We start from the raw sequence: 14,391 nt of genomic DNA on the forward strand, positions 1-14,391 counted from the left end.
TCAAACCCTGCGCGATGGGGAATGTCGTGCCCAGAAAAACAATAAGACCTACTCACCGATAACGACTGCCAGGAGCCAAGAACATGCATAACAACAACCTCAACCTGATCCTGAAGGGCGTCGGCCTCATGAGCGGGGGCCTGCTGTGCGTCCCGGCCCAGGCGGACTTCATCAAGGACAGCAAGGCTGATCTGGAACTGAAGAACTACTACTTCAACCGTGATTATCGCGAGGACGCCGGGCAATCCAAGCGCGAGGAATGGGCCCAGGGTTTTATCCTCAACCTGAAGTCGGGCTTTACCGAAGGCACCGTGGGCTTTGGGGTGGACGTGGTCGGCATGCTCGGCCTGAAACTCGATTCCAGCCCGGACCGCTCGGGCTCCGGCCTGTTGTCGCGGGACAATGACGCGACGCCGGGCAAGCCGAGTTATGCCAAGCGTGCCCACGATGAATATTCCAAGTATGGCGTAACCGGCAAGGTGCGCTTTGCCCAGAGCGAGCTGCGCAGCGGCTACCTGCTGCCGGACCTGCCGACCTTGCAACCGAACACCAGCCGGCTGTTCCCGCAGACTTTTCGTGGCACCCAGGTGACTTCGACGGACATCGCCGGGCTGGCGTTGATCGGTGGGCAGATCGACCAGACCAAACAGCGCGAGTCCACCGACTACGAAGACATGGCGCTGACCAGCCAGAGCGGCGCCTACAAGAGCTCCGGCAAGAGTGACCGCTTCCGCTTTGCCGGCGGCGACTACAAGCTTACGCCGGGCATGACCCTCAGCTATCACTTTGCGCAACTGGAGGACATCTACCAGCAGCATTTCGTCGGGGTGAAAAACAGTTTCGCCCTGGGCGGCGGCACCCTCAAGACCGACATCCGTTACTTCGATGCGGACAAGTCGGGTGCGGGCCTTGCAGGCAAGGTCGACAACCGCGCGCTGAGTACGCGGGCGATGTTCAGCTACAAGGGGCACAGCGTTGGCGGGGGGTATCAGGAGCAGTATGGCGAGACGCCGTTTACCTATGTGGACGGGACCAATACCTACCTGTTTTCCGAGTACCAGTTGAGCAACTTCTCGCAGACCAACGAGCGCGTCTGGCATGCGCGGTATGACTTCGACTTTGCCGCGTTGGGCGTGCCGGGGCTGACGTTTTCGACGCGTTGGGCCAAGGGCGACCAGGCCGAGGTGAAGGGGTTTGTGGGGGAGGGCCGTGAGTGGGAGCGCGATATTGACCTGGGCTATGTGTTTCAGTCCGGGGCGCTCAAAGGGGTGTCGTTGCGCTGGCGCAATGGGTTGAGCAAGGCTAACTATCTCCGGGATATGAACGAGAACCGGGTGATTGTTGGCTATACCGTGGCGCTCTGGTGATGCGAGTGGGGGCGATTCGGTCTGAATGTGGGAGCTGGCTTGCCTGCGATGGCGGTATGTCGGCGAACCTCTCGATTCCTGCGCCTGGGTTTGCGGTCTGGGACCGTGCGCCTAGGCGAAACAGGGATGCCCACCGGGGCAACCCATCACCCCTTGTTGCGCGCCACCCGCAACTTGCTGGCCACATCCAGGTGTCGATGCAGCAGCGTCGACGCCCACTCGTTATCGCCTTGCTCCAGCGCATCGAGGATCGCCAGGTGTTCCTGGCACGAGACTTTCACGCGTTCCACGTTGTTCACCGTGTGGAACTCGGTCAGCCGGCGCAAGCGGTTCTGTTGCTGGATCGCCTGCAGGATGTAGCCGTTGCCGGAAGCGGCTGCGAGCAGTTCGTGGAATTCGGCGTTGCATTCGATAAAGCGCTGCCCGTCGACCTTGCCTTCGAGCAGTTCCATCTGGCGCTCGCGGCAGCGGCGGAAGTGTTCCGGGTGGATCTTGAAGGTCGGTTCCAGCAGCCCGGCCGGCTCCAGCAGCATGCGGAAGCGGTAGCTCTCGAAGCGCGTCTGCGGGCTGTTCAGCGTCGGCAGGAACTGCCAGCCATGCCCGTGCTTGCGCTGCATCACGCCTTCATCCGAGAGCCGCAGCAGGCAGCGGCGCAACACACTTTTGCCAACGCCGTAGCGGCGCAGCAAATCACTTTCGGAAATCTGGTCGGGCAGCACCTGGTTCAGCCGGTCGTCGATCAGCCGCGTGTACAGCTGGTCCTCTTCGTTGTGCAACTCACTGAATTGCTGCGCCAGGCCATCGGTTGCCTGCAGCGGGACGCGATAGCCCTGCTGCGGCAACGGCTCGATGGCCTGCTGTTCGGCCAGGTAGGAAAGCGCACTGCGGATCGGCGAGCGCGATACGCCCAGGCGCTGCGCCAGTTCCACTTCCTTGAGGTGCATACCGGGTTGCAGGTCGCCACTGGCGATGGCGGCAAGGATCTGCCCGGCGACTTTGGTCTGCAGCGAAGTGAGTGGGGCCATGGTGCGAAGTCTTTCCTGTAACAGGGGAGGCAAGGATACCCGGAAAGCTGAATTATAGGCGGCTCAAATACATCAGCGCCGCGTCGATCAAATCTTTATCTGCATTATTTGAAATATAAAAACATCCAGAGGACCCATCATGACTTACATCCCGCTGCCCCGGGCCCTGCCCACCGAACGCGGCGTCGACCCGGCCGGCATTCTCGATTTTCTCCGGGCCGTGGCCGAGGCCGGCCTGGAGCTGCACAGTTTCATGCTGTATCGCCAGGGCGCAGTGGTGGCCGAGGCCTTCTGGCGGCCTTATTCGGCGCACCGCCCCCACGTGCAGCATTCGGCAACCAAGAGCTGGACCGCCACTGCCATCGGCCTGTTGATAGATGACGGGCGCCTGAGCCTCGACGCCAAGGTCGTGAGCTTCTTCCCCGAGCTGTGCCCGCAACCTGTCAGTGCGAACCTTGCGGCGATGACGGTCGAGGATCTGCTGACCATGCGCACCGGCCACACCCGCGGTATTTCCGGCGGTGACTGGCGCAACCTGCAAAGCAGCTGGGTCGAGGCGTTTCTGAAGGAGCCGGTGGACGAGCCGCCGGGCCAGTCGTTCATCTACAGCAGTGCCTCGAGTTTCATGCTCTCGGCCATCGTCACCCAGGTCACCGGGCAGACCCTGCACGCGTTGTTGCAGGCGCGCGTCCTCGATCACCTGGGCCTCGACCGCCTGGAGTGGGACCTGGCGCCAGGCGGGTTCAACGCCGGTGGCAACGGCTTGAGCTGCACCAGCGAAGACTCGCTGAAGTTCGGCGTGCTGCACCTCAACCGTGGCCAATGGCAGGGCCGCCAGTTGCTCTCGCCACAGTGGGTCGACGACGCCACGCGCAACCAGGTGCAGGATGTGTGGATGGGCGAATTCGACGGCAAGCAGTACCTGCCGCGCGACAAGAACAAGGCCAACGAAGCCCAGCGCGAAGGCTATGGCTACCAGTGGTGGATGACCGAGCACGGTGGCTACTACGCCTCTGGCGTGTTCGGCCAGCAGTGCATCGTGCTGCCGGCACAGGACACGGTCATCGTGTTCACCTGCGGCCTGCGCCTGGGTGAAAAGCGCTTGCACCAGGCGCTGTGGCAACACCTGTTCCCGGCGCTGGGCCGCGCGAGTGCGGATGCCCAGGGCAGCCAGGCGCAATTGGACGCGCTGATTGACGAGCTGCGCCTGCCGACGTTGCAAGGCCTGAAAAGCTCGCCCGCCGGTACCTCCCTGCAAGGCCGTTTCAGCATCGAGCCCAATGAAGACGGCGTGCGCGAACTGGCCTTTGATTTCCATGCCGATCACTGCGACTTCACCCTCGTCGACCACCGTGGCACCCATCACCTGCGCGCGGGTTTCCAGCAGCCGCTGGAGTCGATCACCAGCCTCACCGGCAATTACCTGCACCACCAATACCAGCCGGAGCAGACCCCGGTGGTCGCCCAGGCCTGCTGGACTGCCGAGGGCGAGTTGCGCATGGACTGGCGCTTTGTCGAAACCGCCTTCGGCGACCACGTCAGTTGCCGCTTGCATCACGGCCGCCTGCACTTCGCGCGCGGCGTCAATACCAACGCCGGCGCCTTGCAGCGCCCGACCCTGATCGGCACGCGCATCGCGTCTTAAGGAGTACACCCATGACCTCTTCCTTGTGGGCGCCATTTACCGCCATGCGCCCGTTCAACCGCGCGCCGATGCTGTTTGATCGCGCCGCCGGCATGCATTACACCACCACTGATGGGCGCCAGGTGCTCGACGCCATGGCCGGGCTCTGGTGCGTCAACGCCGGTCACGGCCAGGCGCGGATTGTCGAGGCGATTCGCGAAGCGGCGGGGCGCCTGGACTTTGTGTCCTCGTTCAAGATGAGCCATCCCGCCGCACTGACCCTGGCCGATCGGCTGGTGGCCATCGCCCCGGACGGCCTGGATAAAGTGTTCTTTACCAACTCCGGCTCCGAAGCGGTGGACACCGCGCTGAAGATCGCCCGTGCCTACCATCAGGCCCGTGGCGATTGCCGCCGCACCAAACTGATCGGCCGCGCCAAGGGTTATCACGGCATGGGCTTTGGCGGGCTGTCGGTGTCGGGCATTGGCCGGCAGAAACGCGACTTCGGGCCGCTGCTCGGCGACGTCGCGCACCTGCCGCTGCCTTATGATGCCGGCTCGCGTTTCAGCCACGGCCAACCGGAGCAAGGCGTGCAGTATGCGGACGCCTTGCTGCACCTGCTGGAGATTCACGACCCGGCCACGGTGGCGGCGGTGATTGTCGAGCCGGTGACCGGTTCCGGCGGGGTGTATGCGCCGCCACTCGGCTACCTGCAACGCCTGCGCGAGCTGTGTGATCGGCATGGCGTGCTGCTGATTTTCGACGAGGTGATCACCGGTTTCGGCCGTGTCGGCCACAGCTTCGCTGCCCAGGCGTTTGGCGTGACCCCGGACCTGATGACCCTGGCCAAGGGCCTCACCAACGGTGCGGTGCCGATGGGCGGCGTGCTGGTCAGTGGCGCTGTGTATGAGGCCTTCATGCAAGGCCCGGAGCAGGCGATTGAATTGATGCACGGCTACACCTATTCCGCCCATCCGCTGGCGTGCGCCGCAGGTCTCGCGACCCTTGAAGTGCATCAAGAGTTGGGCATCAACGCCCATGTGCAGCAGATCGCCCCGCTGTGGCAAACCACTGCGCTGGCGCTGCGCGAACAGCCGCTGGTGCTTGATGTGCGTGCGATTGGCCTGCTGTGTGCCGTCGAACTCAAGCCCCGCGACGGGGCGCCGGGGGCACGCGCGGCCGAGGTGGCCCAGCGCTGTTTCGATGCAGGCGTGCTGGTGCGCGCGTCCGGAGAAAATATCGTGCTGTCGCCGCCGCTGATCCTCGACCAGGAACAACTTGCGCTGATCTTCCACACCCTGGCGCAGGCCCTTGAGGCGACGCGATGAACCACCGGGATTTCTATATCGACGGGCAGTGGGTCAAGCCCTTGGGCACCGAGACCCTGGCAGTGATCGACCCGTCCACCGAGTGCGCGGTCGCGACCATCAGCCTGGGCACGCTTGGCGACCTCGACCGGGCAGTGGCTGCCGCGCGGCGCGCCTTTGATCACTACAGCCAGTGGACGCGGGAGCAGCGCCTGGCGTTGCTGGCGGCGATCATCGAGGGCTATCGCGAACACAGCGAGGCCCTGGCGCAGTGCGTGCACCAGGAGATGGGCGCGCCCTTGTCACTGGCGCGCAGTGCCCACGTGCCGGCCGGGCTGGGCCACTTGCAGCGGGCCTATGCGGTGCTCGAAGACTACGCGTTCGACCGTGCCCACGGCAGCACGCTGATCAGTCGCGAGCCGATCGGCGTGTGCGGCCTGATCACGCCCTGGAACTGGCCGCTCAACCAGCTCACCTGCAAGCTCGCCCCGGCCTTGGCGGCGGGCTGCGCGATGGTGCTCAAGCCCAGTGAAAAGGCGCCGCTGTCGGCCATGCTGCTGGCCGATATCCTGCACCGCGCCGGGGTGCCCAAGGGCGTGTTCAACCTGGTGAACGGTGACGGGCCGACGGTCGGCGACGGCATGGCGCGGCATGCCGGTATCGACATGTTGTCCTTCACCGGCTCCACCGGCGCGGGCATCGCGGTGGCCAAGGCGGCGGCGGACACGGTCAAGCGCGTGTCGCAGGAACTGGGCGGCAAGTCGGCCAACCTGATCCTGGCCGATGCCGACCTGGAGGCGGCGGTGCGCCATGGCGTCAGCAGCTGTTTTCGCAACAGCGGGCAGTCGTGCAATGCGCCGACGCGAATGTTGGTGCCACGGGCGTTGCAGGCGAGGGCGGTGGCGATTGCACAGGCAGTCGCCGCGCAGGTCTGCTTCGACGACAGCCACCCGGCCACGGCCATGGGACCCTTGGCCAATCAGGCGCAGTTCGAGCGGGTGCAGGCGTTGCTCGCGGCCGTCGACAGCCCGCCCGTCTGCGGCGGCGTGGGCCGCCCTGATGGGGTGACGACGGGTTTCTACGCTAGGCCCACGATCTTCGCCGATGTCGATCCAGACACACCGATTGCCCGCGAGGAAGTGTTCGGCCCGGTGCTGGTGATCATCCCCTACGACAGCGAAGACCAGGCGATTGCCATTGCCAATGACAGCCCTTACGGGCTCTCCGGCTATGTCACCGCCGGCAGCCTGGAACGTGCACGTGCCGTGGCCCGGCGCCTGCGCACCGGCATGGTCCATCTCAACGGCAGCAAGGCCGACAACGGCGCACCGTTCGGCGGCTACAAGCAGTCGGGCAATGGCCGCGAATGGGGCGTGTTCGGGCTGGAGGACTATCTGGAAGTGAAGTCACTGTTCGGCTACCAGCCTAGCCCGGATTGAACAACGCCTGTTGCATCGCCTGCGGCGGCTGGCCGAAGGCGCGCAGGAAGGCCTGGCGCATGCGCTCGCGGTCGCCGAAGCCGGTTTCGCGGGCGACGACTTCCACCGGGTGGCGGCTGGTCTCCATCATTGCCCGCGCGGCTTCCACGCGCAGCGACTCGATGGCCTTGGCCGGCGTCTGCCCGGTTTCCTCGCGAAACACGCGGCTGAATTGGCGCGGGCTGAGCCGGGCGACCTCGGCCAGGGCTTCCACCGACAGGTCGTGAGTGAGGTTTTCGCGGGCGTAGGCCAGGGCCAGTTGCACGCGGTCGGACTTGGGGTCCAGTTCCAGCAAGGCCGACAGCTGCGACTGCTCGCTGCCCCGGCGCTGGGCAATCACCAGCTTGCGTGCGATGCGCCGCGCAAGATCGCTGCCCAGATCGTTCTCGACCATCGCCAGCGCGAGGTCGACCCCGGCACTCATGCCGGCGCCGGTCCAGATCTGGCCGTCGACCACGAACAGCTTGTCTTCTTCCAGGTGGATAGCCGGGTAACGCTTGCGAAAGGCCGGTGCGTGAATCCAGTGGGTGGTGGTGCGCTTGCCCTCCAGCAGGCCGGCTTCGGCCAGTACAAAGATGCCCATGCACAACGAGGCGATCCGCCGCGATTGCGCAGAGGCGGCCTTGACCAGTTCCAGCAGGCTCAGCTCCGGCAGGCGAAACTCCATGTAGCCGCTGACAATCAGCGTGTCATAGCCTTCGGCGCGCACCTGGGTAGTGTTCACCGAGAAACCCTGGGACGCCATCACCGCACCGCCATTCTCCGACACCAGGTGAAACTCATAAGCCGGTTCGCCGCGCAGCAGGTTCGCGCACTCGAACACCGACCCGACGCTGAGACTCAGGCATTCGAAGTTCGGGTAAACCATCAACGCAACGCTGTGCATCGCATCTCTCCAGGAGCGTGGGAGAGGCGATTGTCGGCGGCTGCCGGGAAAACGGCAACCGCCTTTGCGGCGTGTCCGGAATCCTTGCGGATATGACATTGTGAGCGCCTGGCCCCATCCCTAACATTCACCCAACGACGAGACGACTGGTCTAATCGGACGGGATGAAGACATGAGCAACGAAACCAGAAGTGCACGGCAGATCATTCTTGACAGTGCACGGCCGATTGTCGGCGCCAAGGGATTTTCTGCGGTCGGCCTGAACGAAATACTGCAAGCCGCCGAAGTGCCTAAAGGCTCGTTCTATCACTACTTCACGTCCAAGGACGCGTTTGGCGTGGTCCTGCTCGACACCTACTTCGACCAGTACGTGCAGGGCATGGAACAGCTGTTCAACCAGCCGGGTTTGTCCCAGCACGCCAAATTGATGCGCTACTGGCAGTGCTGGATCGACAACCAGACGGGCTGCACCGATGCCGGCAAATGCCTTGCCGTCAAACTCGGTGCGGAGGTGTCAGACCTATCAGAGCCCATGCGCCTGGCATTGCAGCGGGGCACCTCACGCACCATCGATTTACTCGCCGTGGCCATGCAGCGCGGCGTGCAGGACGGCTCGCTGTTGCTCGAACACAGCCCGCAGGTCCTGGCCCGGCAGCTGTACGCGTTATGGCTGGGCGCCAGCGTCATGAGCAAGATCACCCGCACACCCGCGCCTTTTGACGAGGCGTTGTTGCTGACCCGACAGCTGTTGGGTCGCCCTGAAAACCCTGACATTCACATCGATCGAGGCACTGGAAAATGAAAGTATTAATGGTACTGACCTCTCACGACCAGCTTGGCGACACCGGCCGCAAGACCGGCTTCTGGCTCGAAGAATTTGCTGCACCGTATTACGTGTTCAAGGACGCCGGTGCCGAACTGGTGCTGGCTTCCCCGGCCGGCGGCCAGCCGCCGCTCGACCCGGTGAGTGATCAGCCGGATGCGCAAACCGAGCAGACCCGCCGCTTCGCCGCCGACCCGGCTGCACAGCAGGCGCTGGCTACTACCGTCAAGCTGGACACGGTCAACGCGGACGACTTCGACACGGTGTTCTACCCAGGTGGGCACGGCCCGCTGTGGGACCTGGCGGAATCGCCGACCTCCATCGCGCTGATCGAGGCGTTCGAACGTGCCGGCAAGCCCATCGGCTTTGTCTGCCATGCACCGGGGGCCTTGCGTCACGTCAAGGCGGTGAATGGCGAGCCGCTGGTCAAGGGCCGTCGCGTCACCGGCTTCTCCAACTCGGAAGAAGCGGCAGTGGGCCTCACCGACGTGGTGCCGTTCCTGATCGAAGATGATTTCAAGAAACTCGGCGGCCACTATGAGAAGGGCGCTGATTGGGCTTCTTTTGTCCTCGAAGATGGTTTGTTGATCACCGGGCAGAACCCTGCCAGTTCCAGCGATGTGGCCAAGGCCCTGCTGAAACTCACCGCCTGAGCTAACTAACTGCAGTCACTCCTTGGCGACGTGCAAGCGTCGCCAACGCTTTTGTTCGTCCTGAATTTGGAAAATTTCGCATGACCCAGCCTGTTTTAAGTACGCCGGTCACCCTCGGCCACCACACATTGAACAACCGGGTGGTACTGCCGCCCCTGACCCGCCAGCGCAGTGCGCAACCTGGCGATATCGCCACCGCGCTGATGGCCGAGTACTACCGCCAGCGTGCCGGTGCCGGTTTCATGGTCAGCGAGGGCACGCAGATCGAGCCCCGTGGCCAGGGCTACGCGTGGACGCCGGGGATTTATTCGGCGGCGCAGATTGATGGCTGGCGCACGGTCACCGATGCCGTGCATGCCGACGGCGGGGTGATCTTTGCCCAGCTGTGGCACGTCGGCCGTGTGTCGCACAACGCGTTGCAGCCTGAGGGCGCGGCGCCGGTCGCACCCTCGGCGATTGCCGCGCTGCAGGCCAAGGCCTTTATCGAAACCGGGCCTGGCGTCGGCGAGCTGAAGCAACCGCCGGTGCCGCGCGCCTTGACCACGCTTGAGGTCAAGGCATTGGTCGCGCAGTACGCCCAGGCTGCCCGCAATGCGCTGGACGCCGGCTTTGACGGGGTGGAAATCCACTCGGCGAACGGTTACCTGGTCAACCAGTTCATCTCGGCGCATGCCAACCAGCGTGATGATGAATACGGTGGCTCGCTGGATAACCGCTTGCGGTTCCTGCGCGAGATTGTAGAAGCGGTGTGCCAGGTGGTCGGCCCGGAACGCCTGGGCGTGCGGTTTTCGCCGTTGTTCAGCGGCACCGACCAGGACCGCGTGTACATCGGCCTGGTCGAGGAAGACCCGCATCACACCTATATCGAGGCGATTAAGGTGCTGGAGGCGTCCGGTATTGCTTACCTGTCCATCGCCGAAGCCGACTGGGACAACGCGCCCGACCTGCCCGACAGCTTCCGCCAGGCCGTGCGCGAGACGTTCAGCGGGCGGATCATCTACGCCGGGCGCTACACCGCCGAACGCGGCGCACGCCTGGTCGAGACCGGGCTGGCGGACCTGATCGCGTTCGGGCGGCCGTTCATTGCCAACCCGGACCTGCCGCAGCGGATCTTCAAGGGCTGGCCGTTGAATCCGCTGCGCGAAGAGGGGATGTACGGTGGGGGAGAAGCAGGTTATATCGACTACCCCACCTACCTCGGGTAATCACGCCGCCAATCCGGGAGGGGTTGCCCGCTGATTACGCCACCCGCAACACGATCTTGCCGATGTGGTCCCCACCTTCCATGCGCGCATGGGCCTGGGCCGCGTCGGTGTATTCGTAGACTTTGTCGATGATCGGCAGGCAGCGCCCGGCGGCCAGTACCGGCCACACGTGCTCACGCAACTGCGCGGCAATCGCGGCCTTTTCGTCCTTGGTCCGCGAGCGCAGCAGCGAACCGGTGATGATCGCGCGCTTGGCCATGATGGTCAGCAGGTCGACGTCATTGCCCTTGCCGCCACCGAGGAAGCCCAGCATCACCAGGCGACCCTCCATGGCCAGGGCCTTGAGGTTATTGCTCAGGTACGAACCGCCCATGATATCCAGCACCACGTTGACGCCCTTGTCGGCGGTTTTTTCGGCGATGACCTGGGCAAAATCCTGCTCTCGGTAATTGATCGGCTCGCCGCCCAGCTTGGCAATGGCGGCGCACTTGTCGGCACTGCCTGCCGTGGCAAACGCCTGGAGGCCAAACTCGCGGCAGAGCATCAGCGCGGTGGTGCCGATGCCGCTGGTGCCACCGTGGATCAGCGCACGCTGGCCTTTATGGGCGCCGCCCAGGCCGAACAGGTTGGCCCACACGGTGAAGAACGTTTCCGGCACGGCGGCGGCTTGAATCCAGTCCATGCCTTGCGGGATCGGCAGCGCCTGGGTGGCCGGCACGCTGCAAAACTGTGCATAGCCGCCGCCATTGGTCAGGGCGCAGACCTTGTCGCCCACGGCGTATTCGCTGACACCGTCACCCAGCGCCACCACTTCACCGGCGATTTCCAGGCCGGGGATCGGGCTCATGCCGGGTTTCATCGGGTACTTGCCGGCGCGTTGCAACGCATCCGGGCGATTGACGCCGGCGGCATGCACGCGGACCAGGATCTCGCCGGGGCCTGCCACCGGCACATCGGCGCGGCGCGGTTGCAGCACTTCAGGGCCGCCGGGGGCGGTGATTTCGATCAGGGTCATTTCTTTGGGAAGTGTCATTTGAGCCTACCTGCAGCGATGAACGTATGGGTTGGGACCGTGGCGAGGGGGCGGCGGTTCAGCACGATCGTGCCCGGCGACCGCGCGAGATTCGAGCGCGTAAAAAAAAGGCCGGGCAAGCCCGGCCGATAAAGGCAGACATTAACTCAGCGTTTCAGGAACGCCAACAGGTCTTCGTTCAACTGCTGGGCGTGGGTCACCGCGAACCCGTGGGGCGCGTCCTTGTACACCTTCAGTTGGGCGCCTTTGATCAACTCCGCCGCCACTTTGCCGGTGGTCTCGAACGGCACGATCTGGTCGCCATCGCCATGGATCACCAGGGTGGGTACGTCGATCTTCGCCATGTCCGGGCGGAAGTCGGTTTCGGCGAACGCGGTGACGCAATCCACCGTGGCCTTGAGCGAGGCCAGCAGGGCGATTTGCAGGGTCTGGGTCTGCACGCCTTGGGAGACGACCTGGCCCTTGTTGATGCCATAGAACGGTGCGTTGAAATCGCTGATGAACTGCGCGCGATCCTTCAGCAGCTCGGTCTTGAACCCTGCGAACACATCGAGCGGGACACCCTGCGGATAGTCGGGCTTCTGGCCGAACAGCGGGGTGACGGCGCCCAGCAGCACCAGGCCGGCCACCCGTGCACTGCCGTGGCGGGCGATGTAGCGGGCCACATCACCGCCGCCCATGGAGAAGCCCACCAGGGTCACGTCCTTGAGGTCCAGGTGTTCGATCAACTGGGCGATGTCGTCGGCGAAGGTGTCGTAGTCGTTGCCGGTCCAGGGTTGGTCCGAGCGACCAAAGCCACGACGGTCAAAGGCGATGGTGCGATAACCGCGGCTGCTGAGGTACTCCATCTGGTATTCCCACATGTCGGCGTCCAGTGGCCAACCGTGGCTGAACAACACCGGTTTACCGCTGCCCCAGTCCTTGAAATAGATCTGGGTACCGTCTTTTGCAACAAATGTGCTCATGCAAAAACTCCTGGTTGAGGGGGCTGAAAGACTCTAGCGCACTATTGCGTGAAACCGGACGAAGGGCTTGTACCGGTGTGCTCGGTTGAACGGTTCAGCGTCTATGCTGGTCCACTGACCTCTACCGTCAGATCACACAGGTGAACGAAATGGCCAAGACTTACAGCTACGCCGCCCAGAACGCCAAGGATGCCCTCAAGCCCTTCACCTTCGAGCGCCGCGCGCCGGGGGCCGAGGACGTCCAGATCGACATTCTGTATTGCGGCGTCTGCCACTCCGACCTGCACACCGCACGCAATGAGTGGAACAACACCCTGTATCCCTCGGTGCCCGGCCACGAAATCGTCGGCCGTGTGACAGCGGTGGGCGCCAATGTGAAAAAATTCAAGGTCGGCGACCTCGCCGGCGTCGGCTGCATGGTCGACAGCTGCCAGCACTGTGCGTCCTGCGCCGAGGGCGAGGAGCAATACTGCGAAAACGGGTTTACCGGCACCTACAACGGCCCGGTGTTCGGCGGTGAAAACACCTTTGGCGGTTATTCGGACAGCATCGTGGTCAAGGAGAAGTTCGTGCTGCGCATCTCCCACGATGATTCGAACCTGGCAGCGGTGGCGCCGCTGCTGTGCGCGGGCATCACCACCTACTCGCCGCTGCACCACTGGAAAGTCGGCCCCGGCAAGAAAGTCGGCGTGGTCGGCCTGGGTGGCCTGGGGCATATGGCGGTGAAGATCGCCCATGCGATGGGCGCACACGTCACGCTGTTCACCACCTCACCCAACAAGCGCGAAGACGGCCTGCGCCTGGGGGCTGATCAGGTGGTGGTGTCGAAGAACGCGGATGAAATGGCCAAGGTCGCCAACAGCCTGGACTTCATCCTCAACACCGTCGCTGCACCGCATAATCTGGATGTGTTTCTCAACCTGCTCAAGCGTGACGGCACCATGACCCTGGTCGGCGCGCCCGACAGTCCGCACCCGTCGCCGGCGGTATTCGGCCTGATCTTCAAGCGCCGCAGCCTGGCTGGCTCGTTGATCGGCGGGATCCAGGAGACCCAGGACATGCTCGACTTCTGCGCCAAGCACGGGATTGTCTCGGACATCGAGATGATCGATATCCAGGGGATCAACGAGGCGTATGAGCGGATGCTCAAGGGCGATGTGAAGTATCGATTCGTGATCGATATGGACAGCCTGAAGAAAGCAAGCCACGCGGCCTGAGGCCCGTCCCTGCAGGCGCCGGCAAGCCGGCTCCTGCAGTTTTGTTCAGGCTGAGAGGTGTTCGTACAGGATTGTCGCACCCACCAGCATCAGCACTACGCCGCCGACGATCTCGGCACGTTTGCCCACCACGGTGCCCAGCACCCGGCCCAGCATCATGCCGATGGTCACCATGGTCATGGTTGCGAGGCCGATCGCGGCGGAGGCCACCAGGATATTCACGTCGACAAACGCCAGGCCCACGCCCACCGCCAGCGCGTCGATGCTGGTCGCAAACGCCGTGACCGCCAGGATCATGAACGAATGCTGGGTCGGTTTTTCGGCCTCGTCATCGTCGGCCTTGAGCCCGTTGTAGATCATGTGCAGGCCCAGCACCGCGAGCAGGGTGAAGGCGATCCAGTGGTCCCAGTTCTCCACCCAACGCGTCGCAGCATGGCCGATGGCCCAGCCGATCATCGGGGTAATGGCTTCGATCACGCCGAAGATCAGGCCGGCGCGCAGGGCTTGGGTCAGGCGTGGCTTGTGCAGGCTGGAGCCTTTGCCGATGGCCGCCGCGAAGGCGTCCGTGGACATGGCAAGGGCGAGAAGGATCAGGGAAATGGGGTTCACGGTCAGGCTTCCAGTCGGGCTATATGAGACAACGACACACCCACACGCCCGACTTTAGGCATGGATGTGTCGCTGGTCTCACCAACCGAAAAGACGGTGTTCGCACCACGGCAGGTTGCCGAATATGTTGATACGAACGCTTCCGACAGGATCAGAAGCAGGTTACTCCCCAACGAGGTGGGCGATCTTAGGCGAGCGT

Annotated in this window: 13 protein-coding genes; 8 read left to right on the forward strand and 5 right to left on the reverse strand. The window is 63.8% G+C overall.

Going from position 1 to position 14,391, the window contains the following annotated elements; genetic code table 11:
• Positions 1-128: 128 nt before the first annotated feature.
• Positions 129-1,367 (forward strand): OprD family porin, encoded by a 1,239-nt coding sequence (locus AC07OJ_RS01150; RefSeq protein WP_371920704.1) that lies wholly within the window; start codon positions 129-131, stop codon positions 1,365-1,367.
• A 146-nt stretch (positions 1,368-1,513) separates the two neighbouring features.
• Here the strand turns inward: AC07OJ_RS01150 and AC07OJ_RS01155 are convergent, their stop codons facing one another.
• Positions 1,514-2,392, reverse strand: a complete 879-nt coding sequence (locus AC07OJ_RS01155; protein WP_065905861.1) for a GntR family transcriptional regulator — start codon at positions 2,390-2,392, stop codon at positions 1,514-1,516.
• 139 nt (positions 2,393-2,531) lie between these two features.
• Here AC07OJ_RS01155 and AC07OJ_RS01160 point away from each other — a divergent pair, with 139 nt between their 5' ends.
• The 3 genes from AC07OJ_RS01160 to AC07OJ_RS01170 are packed head-to-tail and all read left to right on the forward strand — an operon-like array spanning position 2,532 to position 6,762.
• Positions 2,532-4,037: a serine hydrolase domain-containing protein gene (locus tag AC07OJ_RS01160; RefSeq protein WP_495093708.1), complete on the forward strand. Its 1,506-nt coding sequence runs from the start codon at positions 2,532-2,534 to the stop codon at positions 4,035-4,037.
• A gap of 11 nt (positions 4,038-4,048) precedes the next feature.
• The gene (gene aptA / locus AC07OJ_RS01165) at positions 4,049-5,344 is read left to right on the forward strand and encodes an omega-aminotransferase AptA (RefSeq protein ID WP_495093709.1); all 1,296 of its coding nucleotides are present in this window, start codon (positions 4,049-4,051) and stop codon (positions 5,342-5,344) included.
• A complete protein-coding gene (locus AC07OJ_RS01170; protein WP_495093710.1) occupies positions 5,341-6,762 on the forward strand; it encodes an aldehyde dehydrogenase family protein in 1,422 nt (473 codons plus the stop codon). The genes aptA and AC07OJ_RS01170 overlap by 4 nt, the downstream gene beginning before the upstream one ends.
• On the opposite strand, the gene AC07OJ_RS01175 is transcribed toward AC07OJ_RS01170, so the two are convergent.
• A complete protein-coding gene (locus AC07OJ_RS01175) occupies positions 6,749-7,687 on the reverse strand; it encodes a GlxA family transcriptional regulator (protein ID WP_065905870.1) in 939 nt (312 codons plus the stop codon). The genes AC07OJ_RS01170 and AC07OJ_RS01175 overlap by 14 nt on opposite strands.
• Before the next feature lie 172 nt (positions 7,688-7,859).
• On the opposite strand from AC07OJ_RS01175, the gene AC07OJ_RS01180 reads away from it, so the two are divergent.
• The 3 genes from AC07OJ_RS01180 (at position 7,860) to AC07OJ_RS01190 (ending at position 10,368) form a co-directional block, all read left to right on the forward strand.
• Complete coding sequence (locus tag AC07OJ_RS01180; protein WP_106804381.1) at positions 7,860-8,489, forward strand: TetR/AcrR family transcriptional regulator; 630 nt, start codon at positions 7,860-7,862, stop codon at positions 8,487-8,489.
• Positions 8,486-9,163, forward strand: coding sequence for a type 1 glutamine amidotransferase domain-containing protein (locus AC07OJ_RS01185; RefSeq protein WP_065905875.1), 678 nt, complete (start codon positions 8,486-8,488; stop codon positions 9,161-9,163). Before AC07OJ_RS01180 ends, AC07OJ_RS01185 begins: the two co-directional genes overlap by 4 nt.
• Positions 9,164-9,243: 80 nt before the next feature.
• The gene (locus tag AC07OJ_RS01190; RefSeq protein ID WP_201144036.1) at positions 9,244-10,368 is read left to right on the forward strand and encodes an alkene reductase; all 1,125 of its coding nucleotides are present in this window, start codon (positions 9,244-9,246) and stop codon (positions 10,366-10,368) included.
• A 34-nt stretch (positions 10,369-10,402) separates the two neighbouring features.
• Here the strand turns inward: AC07OJ_RS01190 and AC07OJ_RS01195 are convergent, their stop codons facing one another.
• Both AC07OJ_RS01195 and AC07OJ_RS01200 read right to left on the reverse strand, forming a co-directional pair.
• Complete coding sequence (locus tag AC07OJ_RS01195) at positions 10,403-11,401, reverse strand: NAD(P)H-quinone oxidoreductase (RefSeq protein WP_495093711.1); 999 nt, start codon at positions 11,399-11,401, stop codon at positions 10,403-10,405.
• Positions 11,402-11,547: 146 nt separating this feature from the next.
• On the reverse strand, positions 11,548-12,366 hold the full coding sequence (locus tag AC07OJ_RS01200) for an alpha/beta fold hydrolase (RefSeq protein WP_495093712.1): 819 nt from the start codon (positions 12,364-12,366) through the stop codon (positions 11,548-11,550).
• 149 nt (positions 12,367-12,515) lie between these two features.
• Here AC07OJ_RS01200 and AC07OJ_RS01205 point away from each other — a divergent pair, with 149 nt between their 5' ends.
• Positions 12,516-13,583 carry an NAD(P)-dependent alcohol dehydrogenase gene (locus AC07OJ_RS01205; RefSeq protein WP_065905886.1) on the forward strand — a complete coding sequence of 356 codons (1,068 nt, stop codon included), beginning with the start codon at positions 12,516-12,518 and terminating at the stop codon, positions 13,581-13,583.
• Between the two features lie 45 nt (positions 13,584-13,628).
• Here AC07OJ_RS01205 and mntP read toward each other — a convergent pair whose 3' ends face one another.
• Positions 13,629-14,192 (reverse strand): manganese efflux pump MntP, encoded by a 564-nt coding sequence (mntP, locus tag AC07OJ_RS01210; RefSeq protein WP_120448210.1) that lies wholly within the window; start codon positions 14,190-14,192, stop codon positions 13,629-13,631.
• Positions 14,193-14,391: the final 199 nt, after the last annotated feature.

Source organism: Pseudomonas sp. GW821-FHT09C08 (genome assembly GCF_059418125.1).

Excerpts from the sequence above, each read along its gene's own strand:
- AC07OJ_RS01150 (WP_371920704.1), top strand. The coding sequence starts at position 129 with ATGAGCGGGGGCCTGCTGTGCGTCCCGGCCCAGGCGGACTTCATCAAG.
- AC07OJ_RS01155 (WP_065905861.1), bottom strand. The coding sequence starts at position 2,392 with ATGGCCCCACTCACTTCGCTGCAGACCAAAGTCGCCGGGCAGATCCTT.
- AC07OJ_RS01160 (WP_495093708.1), top strand. The coding sequence starts at position 2,532 with ATGACTTACATCCCGCTGCCCCGGGCCCTGCCCACCGAACGCGGCGTC.
- aptA (WP_495093709.1), top strand. The coding sequence starts at position 4,049 with ATGACCTCTTCCTTGTGGGCGCCATTTACCGCCATGCGCCCGTTCAAC.
- AC07OJ_RS01170 (WP_495093710.1), top strand. The coding sequence starts at position 5,341 with ATGAACCACCGGGATTTCTATATCGACGGGCAGTGGGTCAAGCCCTTG.
- AC07OJ_RS01175 (WP_065905870.1), bottom strand. The coding sequence starts at position 7,687 with ATGCACAGCGTTGCGTTGATGGTTTACCCGAACTTCGAATGCCTGAGT.
- AC07OJ_RS01180 (WP_106804381.1), top strand. The coding sequence starts at position 7,860 with ATGAGCAACGAAACCAGAAGTGCACGGCAGATCATTCTTGACAGTGCA.
- AC07OJ_RS01185 (WP_065905875.1), top strand. The coding sequence starts at position 8,486 with ATGAAAGTATTAATGGTACTGACCTCTCACGACCAGCTTGGCGACACC.
- AC07OJ_RS01190 (WP_201144036.1), top strand. The coding sequence starts at position 9,244 with ATGACCCAGCCTGTTTTAAGTACGCCGGTCACCCTCGGCCACCACACA.
- AC07OJ_RS01195 (WP_495093711.1), bottom strand. The coding sequence starts at position 11,401 with ATGACACTTCCCAAAGAAATGACCCTGATCGAAATCACCGCCCCCGGC.
- AC07OJ_RS01200 (WP_495093712.1), bottom strand. The coding sequence starts at position 12,366 with ATGAGCACATTTGTTGCAAAAGACGGTACCCAGATCTATTTCAAGGAC.
- AC07OJ_RS01205 (WP_065905886.1), top strand. The coding sequence starts at position 12,516 with ATGGCCAAGACTTACAGCTACGCCGCCCAGAACGCCAAGGATGCCCTC.